Source organism: Cupriavidus malaysiensis (assembly GCF_001854325.1).
GTDB lineage: Bacteria > Pseudomonadota > Gammaproteobacteria > Burkholderiales > Burkholderiaceae > Cupriavidus > Cupriavidus malaysiensis.
On the sequence record NZ_CP017755.1, the window covers coordinates 432,566 to 450,814 of the forward strand.

The 18,249-nt window shown below is 68.1% G+C and carries 16 protein-coding genes; 3 read left to right on the plus strand and 13 right to left on the minus strand.

All coding sequences use genetic code 11. The annotated features are described in order from the left end of the window. Nucleotides 1-130: 130 nt before the first annotated feature. From BKK80_RS21845 to BKK80_RS21875, 7 genes are all read right to left on the minus strand, one after another. On the minus strand, nt 131-1,324 hold the full coding sequence (locus BKK80_RS21845) for an ABC transporter permease (RefSeq protein WP_156811403.1): 1,194 nt from the start codon (nt 1,322-1,324) through the stop codon (nt 131-133). Next, nucleotides 1,321-2,808: an efflux transporter outer membrane subunit gene (locus tag BKK80_RS21850; RefSeq protein ID WP_071071223.1), complete on the minus strand. Its 1,488-nt coding sequence runs from the start codon at nt 2,806-2,808 to the stop codon at nt 1,321-1,323. Before BKK80_RS21850 ends, BKK80_RS21845 begins: the two co-directional genes overlap by 4 nt. Further along, nucleotides 2,805-3,725, minus strand: a complete 921-nt coding sequence (locus BKK80_RS21855) for an efflux RND transporter periplasmic adaptor subunit (RefSeq protein ID WP_071017073.1) — start codon at nt 3,723-3,725, stop codon at nt 2,805-2,807. Before BKK80_RS21855 ends, BKK80_RS21850 begins: the two co-directional genes overlap by 4 nt. After that, nucleotides 3,722-4,474, minus strand: a complete 753-nt coding sequence (locus tag BKK80_RS21860) for an ABC transporter ATP-binding protein (protein WP_197524027.1) — start codon at nt 4,472-4,474, stop codon at nt 3,722-3,724. The genes BKK80_RS21855 and BKK80_RS21860 overlap by 4 nt, the downstream gene beginning before the upstream one ends. A gap of 157 nt (nt 4,475-4,631) precedes the next feature. Then, nucleotides 4,632-5,921, minus strand: coding sequence for a sensor histidine kinase (locus BKK80_RS21865; RefSeq protein ID WP_071017070.1), 1,290 nt, complete (start codon nt 5,919-5,921; stop codon nt 4,632-4,634). Further along, nucleotides 5,911-6,600: a response regulator transcription factor gene (locus tag BKK80_RS21870; protein WP_071017068.1), complete on the minus strand. Its 690-nt coding sequence runs from the start codon at nt 6,598-6,600 to the stop codon at nt 5,911-5,913. The genes BKK80_RS21865 and BKK80_RS21870 overlap by 11 nt, the downstream gene beginning before the upstream one ends. Nucleotides 6,601-6,729: 129 nt before the next feature. Further along, nucleotides 6,730-7,713 (minus strand): MBL fold metallo-hydrolase, encoded by a 984-nt coding sequence (locus tag BKK80_RS21875; RefSeq protein WP_071071225.1) that lies wholly within the window; start codon nt 7,711-7,713, stop codon nt 6,730-6,732. A gap of 758 nt (nt 7,714-8,471) precedes the next feature. Here BKK80_RS21875 and BKK80_RS21880 point away from each other — a divergent pair. Further along, nucleotides 8,472-9,866 carry an FAD-binding oxidoreductase gene (locus BKK80_RS21880; protein ID WP_071017064.1) on the plus strand — a complete coding sequence of 465 codons (1,395 nt, stop codon included), beginning with the start codon at nt 8,472-8,474 and terminating at the stop codon, nt 9,864-9,866. A 200-nt stretch (nt 9,867-10,066) separates the two neighbouring features. Here the strand turns inward: BKK80_RS21880 and BKK80_RS21885 are convergent, their stop codons facing one another. After that, nucleotides 10,067-10,474 carry a hypothetical protein gene (locus tag BKK80_RS21885; RefSeq protein ID WP_071071228.1) on the minus strand — a complete coding sequence of 136 codons (408 nt, stop codon included), beginning with the start codon at nt 10,472-10,474 and terminating at the stop codon, nt 10,067-10,069. A 300-nt stretch (nt 10,475-10,774) separates the two neighbouring features. Between BKK80_RS21885 and BKK80_RS21890 the strand changes: the two genes are divergently transcribed. Continuing rightward, a complete protein-coding gene (locus BKK80_RS21890) occupies nt 10,775-11,188 on the plus strand; it encodes a VOC family protein (protein WP_071017060.1) in 414 nt (137 codons plus the stop codon). 158 nt (nt 11,189-11,346) lie between these two features. Here the strand turns inward: BKK80_RS21890 and BKK80_RS21895 are convergent, their stop codons facing one another. The 5 genes from BKK80_RS21895 to BKK80_RS21915 all read right to left on the minus strand — a co-directional run bounded on the left by BKK80_RS21895 (nt 11,347) and on the right by BKK80_RS21915 (nt 15,974). Then, a complete protein-coding gene (locus BKK80_RS21895; protein WP_071017058.1) occupies nt 11,347-12,213 on the minus strand; it encodes an alpha/beta fold hydrolase in 867 nt (288 codons plus the stop codon). 107 nt (nt 12,214-12,320) lie between these two features. Continuing rightward, nucleotides 12,321-13,109 carry a 2-oxopent-4-enoate hydratase gene (dmpE, locus tag BKK80_RS21900; RefSeq protein WP_071017057.1) on the minus strand — a complete coding sequence of 263 codons (789 nt, stop codon included), beginning with the start codon at nt 13,107-13,109 and terminating at the stop codon, nt 12,321-12,323. Between the two features lie 65 nt (nt 13,110-13,174). After that, a complete protein-coding gene (locus tag BKK80_RS21905; RefSeq protein ID WP_071017055.1) occupies nt 13,175-14,377 on the minus strand; it encodes an acyl-CoA dehydrogenase family protein in 1,203 nt (400 codons plus the stop codon). Nucleotides 14,378-14,390: 13 nt separating this feature from the next. Then, on the minus strand, nt 14,391-14,930 hold the full coding sequence (locus BKK80_RS21910) for a flavin reductase family protein (protein ID WP_071017053.1): 540 nt from the start codon (nt 14,928-14,930) through the stop codon (nt 14,391-14,393). A 144-nt stretch (nt 14,931-15,074) separates the two neighbouring features. Further along, a complete protein-coding gene (locus tag BKK80_RS21915) occupies nt 15,075-15,974 on the minus strand; it encodes a VOC family protein (protein WP_071017051.1) in 900 nt (299 codons plus the stop codon). Nucleotides 15,975-16,308: 334 nt separating this feature from the next. Between BKK80_RS21915 and BKK80_RS21920 the strand changes: the two genes are divergently transcribed. Next, entirely contained in the window at nt 16,309-18,090 is a 1,782-nt protein-coding gene (locus BKK80_RS21920; RefSeq protein WP_162287351.1) for a sigma-54-dependent Fis family transcriptional regulator, read from the plus strand. Nucleotides 18,091-18,249: the final 159 nt, after the last annotated feature.

Consider the following 18,249-nt stretch of genomic DNA (forward strand, 5'->3'; position numbering starts at 1 on the left):
TCGCGAGCGAGCTGGACGGTCGTGAGCCAGTGGCGAATGGCCGCCCGCGCCGCGCTTGTGTCCCGGAGCCGTGGCGGTGACCCGGTGGGGCGGTTCTTCCCTTGCCGCCACCGCGCCCGGAATCCGGCACTCAGCGCCCCGAGAAGACCACCATGGGCTGCAGTTTCAACACCGTTCGCGCACTGAGTGCCGCCGCGACGAGGCTGACCACGAGCACCATCAGGGCGCCGAACAGCGGCGTGAACCACATGATGCGGAAGGGGAAGCCAGCATTGGCCGCGAGGCTGCCGAGCATGCTGCAGAGGCCGATGCCCAGACCGGTACCGATCAATGCGCACAGTCCCGCCTGCGCGAAGATCATCGAGAGCAACGTCCGAGCCGTCGTGCCCATCGCGCTGAGTACAGCGTACTGGCGCAGATTCTCCTGGGTAAACATGTAGAGCATGATGCCGGTCACGCCGAAGCCTACCGACATCGCCAAGGTGAGCATGGCGGCGATGTCGCCGACGTCTTCCGAGTTGGCCAGGATCCAGCGCACGGTACTGGCCTTGAAGTCCGCCGAGGACTGCGCCCGCAGGCCGGTCTGCGCCTCGATGCGTGTCGCTAGTCCCCGGGCCGCGACGCCGTTGGCCGCCCGCACGAGGACGAACGTAAGCTGCCGCCGCTCGGGAGGCAGGATGCGCAAGGCATGGCTCAGCGTGGTGTAGAACAATGGCCGGGGCGGATACCTTGGCAGGCCGTCGGAGCGTCCTGCCACCAGCACACGGCGGTCGTTGACGAGCAGTTCGTCCCCCGCGGCGAGTTCCCGTGCCGGCGCTTGAAGATGGGGGTGGGCGAACGGCCATTGGTCTGCCTTGTCGACGGGGGTCTCCAGTTTGTCGGTCGTGCCGCCGGCATCGACGACCACCGCGTCCGGCGCGCGCAGCGCCATGGGCGAGAGGCCGTCGCGCAGGGGTGGAATGCCGGGCAGTGAGGCATCGTCGACACCGATGACCTGGAAGGGCTGGACCCGTCCGCCCGGCAGGCGCGCCTGAACCGTACCCACAACCAGCGGCACCGCTGACGCCACGCCCTGCACGCTGCGCACGCGGTCCAGTGCCACCCAGGACATATTGGTCGTCTGCTCCACGGCTTCCACCGCCGGCTCCATCACCCAGACGTCGGCCGCGCCGTTCTCGCTGATGAGCGCGAAGCCCTGCGTCATGAAGCCCGTGAAATACGAGGCGGCGAAGGTGACCAGGAACGATGTGAACGTGATGCCGGCAATCAGCCCGGCATACTTGGCCCGATCTCCCAGCAGCATCCTGACGGCAATGTAGATCACCTCGGCTCGCCTCCCTGGTCCAGCGGTCGCGCCGCTCCCGCGCCTTGCGGGTCCATGTTCCAGCCGCCCCCAAGCGCCTTGTACAAGGCAACCAGGCTGAGCGATACGGCTGTGTCGCTTAACGCCAGATCGCTTTGCGCCTGGAAGAGAGCGCGCTGCGCGTCGAGCACCTCGCGAAAGTCGGCCAGGCCGCCCAGATACCGCCCTTGGGCGAATGCGGCGGCTTGTCCTTCCATGTCGACGGTCCTGGCGAGAGCCGCCCGGCGCGCTTGCTCGTGCCGGTATCCGGCCATCGCGTTCTCCGCATCCTCCATGCCTTGCAGGATCGCGCGGCGGTACACGATCAGCGCCTGCTGCTGCTGGGCGTCGCGCACCTCGATGGTGGCGACCACCTGTCCCCCTCGCAGGATGGGCCAGGTGATCGACGGGCCGACCGACCACAGCACGCTGGCGCCGGAAAAGAGATTGCCTGCCGCCACACTGGCGAGCCCCACCGTGCCGAGCAGCGTGAACCTGGGATAGAGGTCCGCCTTGGCCATCCCCAGCCGCGCGCCGGCTGCAGCCACTGCGCGTTCAGCACTGCGGATGTCGGGGCGCTGGCGCAGCAGGTCCGAGGGCAGGCCCAGCGCTGGCAGGGCTGGCGGGGCGGCCAGCGGCCGTTCCGTGCGCAACTCGTCCGCCAACGTACCGGGCGGCTCGCCGACCAGCACGTCCAGGCGATAGAGTGCCTTCTTGTACGCCATATCGAGCGTGGGCAACCGGGCGGCTGTGCGTTCGACCTGAGCCTCGGCGCGGGCAGCGTCGAGGTCCGCGGCCAGGCCGCCGGCGCGACGCGCGCGGATGAGCGCCAGCGTCTCCTGCTGGCTTGCCAGGCTCGCGCGGGCGATACCTCGTTGTGCCTCGATGCCGCGCAGCTCGATGTAGTTTCTCGACACTTCCGCGAGCAACGAGAGAAGCAGGGCGCCACGGTCATAGGCAGCAGCATCGAGATCGGCCTGCGCCGCCTCGGTGGCCCGGCGCGTGGCGCCGAACAGGTCGAGTTCCCACTTCGCATCGAAGCCGGCCTGGAACAGGTTCTCCGGCTGGCCCGGTGACTCGATCTCGCCATCCCGTTTCACGAGCAGCGGGTTCGGTGCGTTCTCGCTGTCCTGTTCGCGCCGCATGGAGGCTGCGGCGCCGATGGACGGGAGCCGCGCGGCGCCTGCGATCGTGCGCCTGGCACGCGCCTCGCGCAACCGTGCCTGGGCGAGCTGGAGATCCACGTTGGACTGCCGGGCGCGCTCGATCAGGTGGTCGAGCTCCTGGTCGTGGAACGTGGTCCACCAGGCCGCATCGGCCTGCGTGGCCGACGCGTGGCTATCGGGCGCCTCGTGCCAGTGTGCCGGCATGGCCGGCGCCGGCGGCGTGGGCACGGCCGTCACCGCGCAGGCGGACAGGGCCGCGCACAACATCGCGGGAAGGCAGCGGCGGTGCCTGGCCATCATGATGCCGGCGCCCCCGGAGACGCCGTCCCGGACGCCTGGATGAACACATCGACCTGCTGGCCGACATAGGTGCCCGGCAGCGAGGCCGGGTCAAAGCTGTAGATGACCTGCAGCACGCGCGCGTCGGTCCGCTCCGTGCTGCGGCCGGTCAGCGTGGTCTTAGGCACGACGTATGGCTCGATTCGTTCGAACCGCAGCGCGGTGTGCAGGCCGGGATTGCCCCGGACGAAGGCTTGCGCCGGCGCATCCGGCCGGACCCGCCCCGCATCGAACTCGTCGATGTCCACGCGCAGATAGAGCCGGGTGTCGTCGCCGAGCACGATCAGGGGCGCGGCCGGCGCTGCGTCCTGGGCGAACTCGCCCGGCCGCACGTTGACTTGCAGGACCTTTCCCGGCGTCAGTGCGCAGACCGTCCGGCGCTCGATGTCCAGCCGGATCTGTGCGATCCGGGCCCTGGCCCCGGCGAGAACGGCTGCGCTGATCGCCACGGCCGAGCGGCGGTTGCTCAGCTCCTCCACGCTGATGGCGCGCGGATCCGGAACACTCTCGGCCAGCCTGAGCAGCCCGCTGGCCTGCGCGGCCCTTGCCGCCGCCTCCTTCTCCGTGGCCAGCGCCGGGAGCAGCTGCGCTTGCAGATCGCGATCGTCGAGCTTGAAGAGCCGGTCACCCGCCTTCACACGGTCGCCCCATTTGACATAGATGTCGGTAACGATGCCGGGCACAGGCGTGCCGACGTCGATGTTGCCACCGTTCGCCTCGATGACGCCGGTCCCCGCCACCTGGGTGGCAAACGGTGCCCTGGCAGGCGGTACTGCCGGACCGTTGGGGACCGCCGGGCGGCTGTCGACGACGACGGCGATGACCGTGACGATCACCCCCGCCACGGCGAGTACCGGCAGCAGGTGCCTGCGGATCATTGCAACGCTCCTGGTAGCGCCGGGCCATCGACACTGACGATCATGCCGTCGTCCAGGTACGCGATGCGGTCGGCAAACTCGAATATGCGGTTGTCGTGCGTGACGACGATGAGGGAGCGCCCGGGCCGTCTTGCTTCATGCTGGAGCAAGGCCATGACGTGGTGCCCGGTAGCGTGGTCGAGATTGCTGGTCGGCTCATCGCAGACGATCAGCCTGGGCTCATGGATCAGCGCGCGGGCGATCGCGACGCGCTGTTGCTGGCCTCCGCTCAACTGTGCAGGCAGCGCATTCGCACGTTCATCCAAGCCGACGGCTGCCAGCATGGCTTCCGCCTTGGCAACGGCCTCCTTGCGCAGCGTACCCCGGATCAACAGCGGCACCGCAACATTCTCGGCGACCGTGAGCGTCCGTAGCAGATTGAATGCCTGGAACACGAACCCGATGGACTCCCCTCGCAAGCGTGCGCGCTCATCCGGGCCGAGCTGCTGGAAATCATGGTCGAGGACCAGGCATTGCCCGGCGTCCCGATCGAGCATGCCGGCAATGATCGACAGCAGCGTGGTCTTGCCGCTGCCGGAAGGGCCGACCAGCATCAGCAGTTCGCCGTAGCGGATATCGAGGTCGATGCCACGCAGGGCTGGCGCCAGGGCATCGCCTGAGCCGAAAGCCTTCTTCAGGCCTCGGCAGCGCACCGCGACGTCGGCGTCATCCGACTTCGCTGGACGGGTTTCGTTAGGTTTCGTCGACACAACACATGGGGCAGGCGACCGGCGAACAGCAGGCGTGCAGGCGTGCAGGCGTGCAGGCGTGCAGGCGTGCAGGCGTGCAGGCGGCACGATCCGATCGGTGCGCCGCCGACACGGCGGCACTTGGCCCCATGCTAAGCAAGCGGTTGTGAAGATTCTGTCAAGACGCGTCCGATGCTGGGGTGGGCGCGAAACGAAGTGACGCGCGCGTACCACGGCCGAGTTCGCTGTCCAGTTCGATCGCCCAGCCATACTGGTCGCAGATCCGTTTCACGATCGCCAGTCCAATGCCGCAACCGCTTGCCCGGGCTTCTTCCGGCCCAGCCTGGTAGAGGCGCTCGAACACATGTGGCAAGGCCTGCGGGGAGATGCCCGCGCCGGTATCCTCGAGCGCCAGCCTGCCGTCCTCATAGCTGAAGCGGATGTGGCCCTGTGCCGTATGGCGCACCGCATTGTCGACCAGGTTCGAGAGCACGATGGCAAGGGCTGGACGATTCGCCGTGACATGCTGGCCAGGATCGATGTCGACCATTGCTTCGACATCTTTGGCGGCCAGGCTGTCAGCGAACGGCGCCAGCGCCGTCCGGGCCATGTCCGCCATATTCACAGGTTCCTGGTGCTCGGCCGACGCTTCTCTTGCCAGCATCAGCAGGGCTTCGATCACCTCGCGCATCGTGTCGGCCGCGCGTTCGATCTGCTGCAACCGTACGCGGGACTTGCCGCGGATCGAATCGTCCTGATCGAGCAGTTCGCAGCCGGTCTTGACGATGGTCAGCGGGGTGCGCAGTTCATGGCTGACGTTCCCGGTAAATGACTTCTCGCGCTCCACCATGCTGGACATGCGCTGGTGGTAGGCATTGAACGCGCTCGCCAGTTCGGCCACCTCGGCTTCGTCATACCGGCCGGGGTTGACCGACGCCGCATCGCCAAGGCGGAGCGCCTTGACCTGGCGGGCCAGCCCCCCCACCTGACGCACCAGCAGGCCCGATAGGGCATAAGCAAGCCAGATCGTCAGCAGGGCGAAGACGCCGGTGCCTGCCATGAGGGCGTTGATGACTTGCTTGAAGCGCTGCTCGTAGGCGCCGAAATCGTAGACCCGGTACAAGCGTGCGTTGCCGAACGGGGCGACCGCAACGTGGATTTCCTGGCCGCCGACGAGGATCTCATGCGTGCCGAGCGGAAGATCCTTCACCGCTGCCGGCAACACGACCGGCTGCCGGGCGCCGCCCGACACATAGCCATTCATGTGCCGATCGAAGGGCGGCAGCAGGGCCGGATCGCTGCGGTACGACTGCAGCAGGTTGCCGATGTCCTCCTGGATCAGCGCGTCGATCAGACGCTCCTCCTGTGCCTCCGCCAGCGTCTTGACGCCAAGCGCCTGGGCGATCAGCAGCAGGATCGTCACCGCCGAGAAGGCGAGCGCGACCTTGAAGCGCAGGCTATTCCGCATCGGCACGGCCTGCGACGAACCGGTATCCCAGGCCGTGCACGGTTTCGATGAGGTTCGTTTCGCCGGGGGCGGTCAGCGCACGGCGCAGCGTGTAGACGTGCGCCCGCAGCGTATCGCTGTCGCCAAGTGCTTCGCCCCACACCTGTGTCTCGAGTTCGACCCGGCTGAAGACGCGAGCCGGCGACTGCATCAGGATACGCAACAGCTGCAGGCATTTCGGCGGCAGCTTGAGCTGACGGCCGGCACGCATGACCGTCAACGTGGCCAGATCCAGGCGGACGTCCGCGCAGCACAAGATGCCCTGTGCGACCTGGCCCTTGTAGCGCTTGATCAGCGCGCCCAGGCGCGCGCCGACTTCCTTCAGCGAGAACGGCTTGACCAGGTAGTCGTCGGCGCCATGCGTGAATCCGCTGAGCTTGTCGTCGAGGGTATCCTTGGCGGTCAGCATCAGCACGGGCGTATCCCGGCGCGCTTCCTCGCGCAGCTTGCGGCACAGCGCCAGGCCATCCATGCCGGGCAGCGAGAGGTCGAGCAGGATGGCATCCCACGGCTGCGACAAGGCCAGCTGCAGGCCGGCGAGGCCGTTCGACGCCAGGTCGACTTCGTAGCCTGTGTGTTCGAGATAATCGTAGAGGTTGGCCGCAATGCCGGCGTCATCTTCGATAACGAGTATCCGCATGCCGAGCGCTCCAGTAGTCCAAGCAGACCCGGATTGTGCCACCGCAGGCGGCGCGGGACGCAAGGCGTCGGCCCATGCGCTAAGCCGGCTTCCCGCAAGCAGCCGTCCGCGCACGTCGGCCAGAGAAGGTCAGAACTCCATCAGGTCCTTGGCAACGACCACTTGTCCGGAGAAGGACTTCTTGACCTCGGCCGCATAGCGCTCGTAATCGTCATGCTCGTCGACGGTCGGCAAGAGGTGGGTCAATATCACCGTCCTGACCTTAGCGCGCGCCGCCATTTTCCCGACCTCATCCGGCGTCAGATGCTCCTCGACTTCATGCCGCATGAACGCGGCTTGTTGTTGCGCGGTCATGCTTTGCCAAGTCCCGTTCCGGATCAACACCTGCTTCACGTCTTCGCTGGAGCCGACCTCCGTGACGAGGGTATCGGCATTCCTTGCCAATTCGGTCACCGCGTCGCTGGGACCGGTGTCGCCAGTAAAGACGATGACGCGGTCGGGTGTCTGGAAGCGATAGGCATAGGATTTGTACTTGCCATAATATGGACTGCCCTCCGGGATATGGAAGTGCGTGTTCTCGACAGCGCTTACCTGGATGTTCTTGTCCTGGTAGACCACCCCTGGCGCAACATCATGGCCGACGAAGACATCCTCGAGCGGCGTGCGTCTGCCTTCGGCCCAGCGGATTTCCGCATTCACCGTAAAGTACTGAATGGCGCCTTTCACCAGCGCGACAGTCCCGGGCGGGCCATAGACGGCGATGGGATCGTGGCGCTGAAAATCCCATGCAACCGACATGAGGGTGCCCAACCCCGCAGTGTGGTCATCATGGCCGTGCGTGATGAATACCTGCCCGATCTGGCGGAAACTGGCTCCCGCCTGCGTCAACCGGCGCAGCACGCCATCGCCGGCGTCCACAAGATAGTACGTCCCGTCGACGATCCACAGATTTGACGACTGCGCCCGGTCCCTGGCGGGAATCGGCCCTCCGCGCGTACCTAGCGTGATGAGGTGCGTGCCGGTTCGCGTTTCCGTTACCTCACCGTCTGCCTGCCCTGGAGGGAGGACACCCAAGGCAACGACGCCAGCAAGCAACAGTCGATAGATTCGCATTTTCCATCTCTCCCAAAGACCATGCCTCGGCGTCAATCCGCCCGACGGGAGAATGCGGCATCCCGCATGCCACCTGGGTACCGGGCGCCGATGATCGACATGGCGCTGCGGCGTGAAGCGAAGCCATAAGAGGCGTTTCATTTCTGACGCAGACCCGCCGCAGGGAAGACGACCGGCGCCTGCACGGCGGCGTTGACGAGACGGATCGCCGATGACTGACGGGCGCTGCCGGAAGAACCGAGGTTCGCGGTCGACCCGGAGTCGGGTTGCCGTCGAATTCACGGTTTTGACCAAGCAGAGACAGCCGCCGACGCTGTCTCCCGTGGTTCCGGTCTATTGGCTCGGCGCGGCATGCGCGGTGCGGCAAGCTCGGTGTGACCGCGCATACACCCCTCTCTCCGGGGACGAACGAAACGGAACGAGACGATCAGGTCGCGCGCCTCAGGAAGTCCGTGGCTGTCCCCATTTTCCTGGATTCAAGGTGGAGAGCGGCTGTTGGTCAAGAGGGACGCGGCGATGGACGGTACGGCACACCTCGCGCGCGATCCGGGACGTCGACATGAGGCCGGATCAGCGCTGTAACAGAAGGAGACATTGTGCGCACCGCCCAGATGCCTCGTCGCCGTGCGACCGGCCTGCGGTGCCGGTTGGCTCGTTTCATGCATTGTGACAAGGCTCGGGCAATGCTGGCCAGGGATCCGGGCGGGCTTCCTCCGCCCGGCGGCGTCCGGCCGCTGTATGAAGCAAGGAGGGCTGTTATGCCTGCGATTCCGAATGACCGCGTTGACGCACTGCGTCAGAACCTGCGCGGCGCCGTCCTGACCCCCACCGATGCCGGCTACGACGCCGCGCGCACGATCTGGAACGCCATGTGCGACAAGCGCCCCGCGCTGATGGTGCAGTGCGCCGGCGTGGCCGACGTGGTGGCGGCGGTGAACTTCGCCCGCGACAACGGCCTGCAGTTGGCCGTGCGCGGCGGCGGTCACAACATCGCCGGCAGCGCGCTCTGCGACGACGGACTGGTGATCGACTTCTCGCGCATGCGGTCCGTGCAGATCAACCTTGCCACCCGTCGCGCCTACGTCGAGCCGGGCGCCACCCTGGGCGACTTCGACCACGAGGCGCTGGCGGTCGGCCTGGCCACGCCGCTGGGCATCAACTCCACCACCGGCGTCGCCGGCCTGACGCTGGGCGGCGGCTTCGGCTGGCTCTCGCGCAAGTACGGCATGACCGTCGACAACCTCGTCTCCTGCGACGTGGTGACGGCAGACGGCCAGCGCCTGCTTGCCAATCAAAAGGAACATCCGGACTTGTTCTGGGCGCTCCGTGGCGGCGGCGGCAATTTCGGCGTGGTGACACTGTTCGAATTCCGCTTGCACACGGTGGGGCCGGACGTGCTGGCCGGCCTGATCGTCTTCCCCGCCGACGAGGCCAAGTCGGTGCTGCGCAAGTACCGGGCCTTCGTCGACACCATGCCCGATGAGCTGAGCGTCTGGGTGGTGCTGCGCAAGGCGCCACCGCTGCCGTTCCTGCCGTCGTCCGTGCACGGCACCGACATCCTCGCGCTGCCGGTCTTCTACGCCGGCGACCCGGCCCAGGGGCAAGCGCTGCTCGCGCCCGTCCATGCCTTCGGCACGCCGTTGGGCGCCCACGTCGGCGTGATGCCCTACACCGCGTGGCAGAAGATGTTTGACCCGCTCCTCGGCCCCGGGGCGCGCAACTACTGGAAGTCGCACAACTTCGCCACCTTGCCGGATGAGGCCATCGACGCCATGGTCGACTATGCCGCGCGCCTGCCGTCGCCGCTGACCGACATCTTCATCGGCCTGATCGGCGGCCAGGCCAGCCGGGTCGCGCCCGACGCCATGGCCTACCACCACCGCGACGCCCGCTTCGTGATGAACGTGCATGCCCGCTGGGAACGTCCCGACGAAGACCAGGCCTGCATCGCCTGGGCGCGCGACTTCTTCCGTGTCACCGAACCGTTCGCCTCCGGCAGCGTCTACGTCAATTTCCTGACCGAGGAGGAAGGCGGCCGCATCGGCGCGGCCTACGGGCCGAACTACGCGAGGCTCGCGCAGATCAAGCAGACCTACGACCCGCAGAACCTGTTCCGGGCGAACCAGAACATCGCCCCGGCCAGCGGATCCTGAGCCCCCGCTTCACCATGACCTGCTGCCGGGGGGAGGACCTCCCGAATGCCGGCGCGTCCGTGGGCCGTTCATCCTGACGCCGTCACTGCCGTCAGGATGGCTCCCGGACGAAAGGCCGTCTTCCCATTCGCTTGGCAGGGCAGGGCAGGCTCCCGCGTCACCTCGCCACCCCGCTCGCCACCGCGGATCGGCGATGCGTCCTAGTCCTGGCCCTCCCGACGATGAGGCAGTACGGTCAGGCCCGAAGTCCCGCTGGAGCCTGACTTGCGCTGGCTCCTGAGCACCCCGTTCTGGTCGAACTCGAACAGGACCGTGGACGACTGGATGTCGTTGCCGGAAAACAGCGGGCCGATGAGCGGAATCAGGCTCTCGGCGTGAGGCTTGGCGGTCGCAAACGAGTAGACCAGCACGGTCGAGCCGTCGCCCAGCGTCGCCTGGGACGTGGGCGTCCCGAGCTGGCCGGTGACGTCATCCAGGGTGGAGAAACCCGGGATGAAGTTCGCCAACTGCTCCGGCTCGACCTTGACGCCCGTCGTCGATACGCAAGCCGCCGACAGGCAGGCAAGCATCAGTCCGCACACCACGCTTTTTGCGTGAACCCGGTTCATATCGCTACCGCGTCGCCGCGTCATCGTATCCACGCCCGGCTTCCGGAGCCGTGACGGCAGGCCTGCCGATCGCCATGGCGCGGGCCCGGCTGCAGAATGCGCCCGGTACGCCCGCCCATCAAGGATAGAACGAAGCGCCGCGTCGCGCCGCGTACAAGCCTGCTCTACCGTTGGCACAGGCGATCTCGCGGCGGCCGGTGCCAGGTCCATCTTCCCGTCCGGGACGATGGACCCCTCCCTCACGAAAGCTCGATCTCGTATAGACTCGCGCGAGTTCAACAGGACCCATGGAGAAGAACAATGCACCTGCTTGACCACGTGTCGATCAGCGTTCCCGATATCGAGGTGGCGCGGCCCTTCTACGATGCCGTCATGGATGCCCTGGGCGCGCGCAAGGTCTATGACCGGCCCGCCGCAGTCGGCTACGGCGAGCGCTGCAGCGCGGACGACACGGCATCCACCTTCCTGGCGGTCTATCAGGGTTCCGGTGAGGTCGGCGACAGCAAGCGGCATTGGTGCTTCAAGGCACCTTCGCGCGCGCAGGTGGATGCCTTCTTCCAGGCCGGGCTGTCGGCCGGCGGCCGCTCTGACGGCGAGCCCGGCTTGAGGCCGCACTACCACCGCGATTACTACGCCGCCTTCCTGATCGACCCCGCCGGCAACCGCGTCGAGGCCGTGTGTCATGCGGCGCCGCCGGCGGGCGAGGCCGCATGACCTTCGCGGTCGCCGCTTGATGGCTTGCTGCGCCGGCTGCGCGAGCGGCAGAGCCGGGCGCGATCCCGCCGCGGCGCGCTGACTCCCGGTGTCGGGAAGCAAGGCAGCGTGCCTGACCGTGCCAGCGTCGCTGGCGCGGCCTCAGGCCCGCGCCTTGCTCACTTTGCTGACTCGGCGAGGAAATCCAGCACCAGCCGGTTGAAGTGCTCCGCGTGCTCCCATTGCGCCCAGTGCCCGCAGCGGCTGAAGACGTGCATCTGCGCGTCGGGCAGGCCCCACAGCATGCGCAGGCCGCTGTCGAGCGGGACGAAGCGGTCGTCGCGGCCCCAGGTGATCAGCGTGGGCGCGGTGATTTCCTTCAGGCGGCCGCTCATGTCCGGCAGCCAGTCGGGATTGGCGGCGACGCTGGCGACGAAGTTCTGCAGGTGCTCGCGGTGCGCCATCATGTTCTCGAAGCGGCCCTGGATCAGCTCCTCGGTCAGCGTCGAGGGATCGTAGACGAACACATCCAGCATGCGCCGCAGGTTCTCGATGGTCGGCGAATGGTAGACGCCGTACAGGTGCTTGATGCCTTCCAGCGGCATCGGCTGGAACAGGCTGGGGCCCACGCCGGCGCCGCCCATGATGACCAGCTTGGCCAGGCGTTCGGGGTAGCGCAGCGCGAAGGCCAGCGCATTGCCGCCGCCCATCGAGTTGCCGATCAGGTGCGCGCGCTTGATGTCCAGCACATCCAGCAGGCCCTTCAGCGATCTGGCGTTGAGGTCGGCGCGCGAGCCCTTGTCGCAGACCACCGGATCGCTCTTGTTCCAGCCCGGCGAGTCCGGCAGGATCACGCGGTAGCCGGCGGCGACGAAGGCCTCGACGTTGCGGTGGAAATTGCTCCAGCCGGACGCGCCCGGCCCGGAGCCGTGCAGCATCACGACCGCCTCGCCGGTACCGGCGTCGTTGTAGTGGACGCGCAGGGCGAGGCCGTCTTCCTGGATATCGGCGAACCGGCTGGTGCCGGCTTCGGTCAGTGCAGTCATGTTGTCTCCTTGGCGGAATGGGTGCCGCGCATGGCGTTCGCCAGGGCGCGGCACGGGATGGGATCAGGGGTGCATTCGGGGTGGCGAGGGGTGGCGGGCGTGGCGCGCTAGCCGAAGCGGATGGCGCAGCCGCCCAGGCCGCCCAGGCTTACGCGCATGTGGTCGCCGGCCCGCACGGGCACCATGGCGCCGAGCGCGCCGGCGAGGATGAGCGAGCCCGCGGGCAGGGCTTCGCCGAGGCGCCCGAGGGTATTGGCCAGCCAGGCGACGGCATTGACGGGCGAGCCCAGCGTCGCCACGCCCGCGCCGGTGACGGCGACCTCGCCGTTCTTCTCCAGCACCATGCCGCAGGTGCGCAGGTCGAGCGCGCGCGGATCGGCCAGGCGGTCGCCCAGCACGAAGGCGCCGCAGGAAGCGTTGTCCGCCACCGTGTCCTGGATGCGGATGTTCCAGTCGCGGATGCGCGAGTCGACGATCTCGATGCAGGCCATCACGCCATCGGTGGCGGCGAGCACGTCGGCGGCGGTGAGGCCGGGGCCGGCCAGTTCCTTGCCGAGCACGAAGGCGATCTCGCCCTCCGCGCGCGGCTGCAGGAAGGCTTGCGCGGCAACCTGTCCGCCGTCGTCGCAGACCATGCCATCGAGCAGCTCGCCGAAGTCGGGCTGGCGCACGTCCAGCATGTCCATCACGGCGCGGCTGGTGACGCCGATCTTCTTGCCGACGATCCGTTCGCCGCGCCGTATCCGGTGCGACACCATGCGCCGCTGGATGCGGTAGGCCTCCTCGATCGTCATGTCGGGATGGCGGCCGGTCAGCGGCGGGATGGCGGCACGCTCGCACCAGGCCGCGTGCAGTTCGTCGCCGAGGGCGTCGATGCGCTCGCTCGCGAGAGCCATGGACTTCTCCTTGTTCGGGTTGGGGGAAAGCGGCCCGCGCGACGCGCGCCCCGCGGGCCGGGGCATCACTGCGCGGCGGGCAGGTCGAACATGAAGGGCGGCACGCCCTGGCCCAGCAGGTAGCCGCCGAGCACGCCGGCGGTGTCATCCTCGTTCTGGGTGATGTGGTTGCCGGCCACCAGCATGGCGCGCATCCACAGTTGCGCGGGATTGGTCAGCCAGATGGCGCGCGCGCTGAGCTTCTTCCACAGCATCAGGGAGGCGTCCAGGCAGTCCTTGCCGCAGCGCTGGATTTCCAGGAAGTGGTAGACGCGCGACTCCAGCGGCACCAGCTCGCCCCGGCCGACATAGGCCGAGGCCTCCTGGTAGACCTGCGCCAGCCGCCCCTGCGCGGAGCGCACCAGCAGGGCCGCGTTGCCCAGCTTGTCGCGCACATAGGGGTTCTGCGCGGCGGCGCCGGCGGGGCCGACGATGTTCTGCCGCGGCATCATCTGTTCGATATACAGGTCGACCATGCCGCGTGCGTAGCCGACGATCACCGATGACACGGCCGCGTAGAACACCTGGTTGAACGGATAGAGATAGGGCGTGGCGCGCGCCGACATCCGGTAGTCGACGATGCTGTGCGAGCGGTAGTCCGGCACGAAGGCCTCGCCGCGGATGCGCACGCTCTTGCTGCCGGTGCCGCCTAGGCCGACCACATGCCAGTCGTCGACGATCTCGTAGTCGCTGCGCGAGACCACGAAGGAGCGGTAGTCGCGCCGCTGCCCGGCGTCGTCCAGCCAGAAGGCGCCCAGGATCGCGCCGCCCTCGGCATGGTCGCAGCCGCTGGAGGTTTTCCACTCGCCGCTGACCATCCAGCCGCCCTCGACCGGGCGGCACTTGCCGAACGGCGCATAGGACGAGGCGATCAGGATGTCCGGGTCGCGGGCCCACATATCGTCGCCCGCGCGCGGGTCGAACAGCCCGAACTCCCATTGATGGACGCCCAGGATCATCAGGTTCCAGGCGCTGGAGGGGCAACCGCGGCCCAGCTCCATCAGCACCCGGGAGAAAACGATCGGGTCCATCTCCCAGCCGCCCCAGCGGCGCGGCTGCAGGATCTTGAAGAAGCCCGCCGCGCGGAAGGCGTCGATGGTCTCCTTGGGCACGGTGCGTGCCTGCTCGACTTCGGCGGCCTTGGCGCGCAGCGCCGGGATCATGGCCTGGGCGCGGGCGACCAGTTCGGCGGTGCCCGGTTCCTGCATCAGTTCGTGGATGGCGTTCATGGTGTCTCCTCCTTCATTCGATGGAAATGGCGTGCGCAGCGTGGCGGAATTGCCCGTGCGCGTAGACCAGGGGGGCGGCGTCGCCCGGCCCGACCGCGACGCTCTCCACGTCGCAGAGCAGGATCGAGTGGGTGCCGGCCGGCAGGATCTCGGCGATGCGGCAGCGGAAGCTGGCCAGTGCGCCGAGTAGCGCGGGCACCTGGCCTTCCCAGGCGCCGGCGGCAAAGCGCTCGGTGCCCTGCACGCCCGGCACCATGCCGGCGAAGCGCCTGGCGATGTCCACATCGCCGGCGGACAGCACGTTCACGCACAAGGCGCGCGAGGTCTCGAACGCGGCATGGGCAAACACCCGGCGGTTGACGCAGGCCAGCAGGCGCGGCGGCTCGGCGCACAGGGCGGTGACGGCCGTGGCGGTCAGGCCCACGGGCATCCCGTCCAGCGACGAGGTGAGCACGCAGACGCCAGCGGCCAGGCGCCGCATGCCCTGGCGGAAATCCTCCGGCGACGCGGTTGCATCGGGCACGGGCGGCGGCGCGATGGCGGTATCAGGCATGGTTGGAACTCCTGCTTCGGTGGTGGTGGGGCTGGCTGCCGGGCGCGGGACGAACGCCACCGCTCGCGCCCGGGGGCGGCGCAAGTGCTGGTGTTGCTCGCATCGGTGTGCCGGCCTGCGGGCCGGACCGGCCGCGCGGCCCGGCTAGGCGGGGCGGGCCGGCGGCCGGTGGCCCCAGTCGCTGAGCTGGCTGTAGTTCTTCACTTCCCAGGCCTGGCCGTCGATGACGATGCCGCCGTGTCCGTACTCGAGGCCGAAGCCGGAGGGCGTTTCCACGTAGAAGGAGAACATCTGGTCGTTGGGGTGGTGGCCGAGGCCGGCGTGGATGGTCAGGCCCGCGCGCAGGCAGCGGTCATAGGCCATGCCCACGTCGTCCATGTCCTGTACCTGCAGCAGCACGTGGTGCAGGCGCTTCGGGAAGGGCATGAAGGCCGTGGCCAGCGAATGGTGGCGCCCCGTGCGGGTGTGGAAGAAGGTGGCGTCGACGGTGGCGCCGGGGACCGCGTGGGCGTCGCGGATGGTGTCGCTGACCCGCAGGCCGAGCACGTTCTTGTAGAAGTGCAGCGACTGCGCATAGTCGCGCGCCACCGGCAGGATGTGACCCATCCCCAGCCGGCCGGTCTCGAAGCCGGCGCCCTTGAGCAGCGCCGAGCGGAACGGCACCGAGATCGGCGCATAGGTGGGCCCGTAGCAGAATTCGTGTACGAAGCCGTTCGGATCGTCGCAGGCGAACACGCGCTCCACCTGGCGGCTGGCGGCCATCTCCCGGCTGCCTTCGCGCACGTCGATGCCGTCGGCGCGCAGCCGGCCGACGTAGTCCCGCAGCTCGTCTTCCGAATCGAATTGCCAGCCGGCCGCCGCGATGTCGTCGTCCGATCCCTCTTCCAGCAGGATGCGTTGCGCGAACTCATCCATGCGCAGGCCCAGCGCGCCGGGGGCCCGCCGTCCCGTCATCAGGCCCAGCACATTGACGGCAAAGTCCTCCCACCGGCTCAGGCTGCTGACGCGGAACACGACGTAGCCCAGGCTTGAAAGCTCCGACATGATGTCTCCTCCTTGTTGATGTCTCTTGCGTCACTGTGGTCGGCCGGGGGGCATCCGATGCGGATGCCGGCGGGCGCTGATCGAGCCCTGTTCCCGTGTCGACGGGAAGCCAATACGCAACCCGCGTGCCAAGCGCGCGATGCTGGCGTGCAGCATGGCCGGGGCGCGCTGCACGGCGGGGAAACGCCGCGGGAACAAGGCTTGCATGTGTGGCATCGCAGCAGGCAATACGGTGCCGCGGCCGCTTGAAATTTCTCCGCCGCTGCAAAAAAATCGCCAGGCCTGCAAAATTTTCGCGCCCGCGCCAGACGGGCCGGCCCGACCAGGAGACAAGATGCCCACCGCCGACGAACTCATGGCCTTCCCGGATATCGCCCCGGTCCGGGACAAGCTGCGCTTCTATCCCGAACGGGCGCAGATCTACCTGGGCAGGCAGCGCATGGTCATGATGCACAGCGCGGCCATCCATGACTTGCGCAACGAACTGGTTGCCTCGCTCGGTGCCGGCACCGCCCGTACCCTGCTGACCCGCATCGGCTTCTCCTCGGGCACGCGCGATGCCGAGACCGCGCTGCAGCTGCACGCCCCCGACGCGGCCATCTTCGACCTGCTGGCGCGCGGCGGGCAGCTCCATGCCCTGCAAGGCGTGGCCCTGGTCAAGATGATCAGCGCCGAACTGGACGTCGCACAGGGGCGCTGCCGCCTGGAGTTCCTGTGGGAGCACTCCTTCGAGCACGAGACCGGCCGGCCGCCGCCTCACACCGGCCCGTCTCCCGCCTGCTGGCTGGAGACGGGCTACGCCAGCGGCTTCCTCAGCGCCTGCATGGGCAAGCTCATCCTGGCGCGCGAGATCGAGTGCCGCGCCACCGGCCACGAGGCCTGCCGGGTGATCGCGCAAGCCGCCGCCGACTGGCCCGATGCCGAAGAAGACCTGCGTTTCCTCAATGCGCCGATCCTGGCGCGCGAGTCCGCCGCCGATGCCCGCCCGGGCGGCGGCCGGCGTGGCATGGCGATGCAGCGGCTGGATCGCCTGGAGCGCGCCAAGCACAAGTCCGACGTGGTCGGCCTGTCGCCGGCGTTCCAGGCGGTGGTGGGCAAGATCAACCGCGTGGCCAAGACCACCGCCACCGTGCTGCTGCTGGGCGAAAGCGGCGTGGGCAAGAGCGCCTTCGCCCGCCTGCTGCACGAACAGAGCGACCGCGCCGAGCACGCCTTCGTGGCCGTCAACTGCGCGGCCATCCCGGAAACGCTGATGGAAGCGGAACTGTTCGGCGTCGAACGCGGCGCCTTCACCGGCGCGGACGCCGCCCGCGCCGGTCGCTTCGAACTGGCCGAGGGCGGCACCCTGTTCCTGGACGAGATCGGCACGCTGCCCCTGATCGCGCAGAGCAAGCTGCTGCGCGTGCTGGAGACCGGCGAATTCGAACGGCTGGGCAGCGGCAGCGCGCGCCACGCCAGTGTCCGCATCATCGCCGCCACCAACGAAGACCTCTGGCAGGCCGTGCGCGCGGGACGCTTCCGCGAAGACCTGTTCTTCCGCCTCTACGTGTTCCCCATCGAGATTCCGCCGCTGCGCGAGCGCAAGGAAGACATCCCGGTACTGCTCGAACACTACCTGGAACGTTTCGCCAAGGCCTACGGACGGCGCATCAACGGACTGACGCCGGAGACCATGTCGATGCTCATGTCATACGCCTGGCCGGGCAATATCCGCGAACTGTCGAACGTGATGGAACGTGCCGTCATCCTCTCCGACGACGATCGGGCGCTGGACCTCGCGCATGTGATCACGCTGAGGGAACTGTCGCGCAGCGCGGCGCCGGCATTGACGCAGGAGGCGCCACAGCCACCCGCAGCGGTGGCGGAGGCGATGACTGAGGCGGTGGCGCCGCTACCGCCACCATCTGCCGCCGTGAGCGACGCGGAACGCCGTCCGGCCGACGCCGGCGCGGCGGTGGGCGACCTGCTGCGCCGCCACAAGCTCACGCTGGCGCAGATGGAAAAGACCATGGTCGACACCGCGGTGGAACTGGCGGCGGGCAACCTGTCGCGGGCTGCGGCCATGCTGGGCATTTCCCGGGGGCAACTGCGCTATCGGCAGACGCGGCGGGAGTGAGGGCGGGGTTGGGTTGACTGGGGTGCCGTTGCGGGATGCGGAGATTGGCGGGCTTATTGTCCGCAGAATATGCGGTGAATAAGGCGGTATCCGCGACATCCAGAAACTCGCCCGCAAAGGAACGCTCGACGCCACCGCATGACTCGCCTGGTTCCTCGA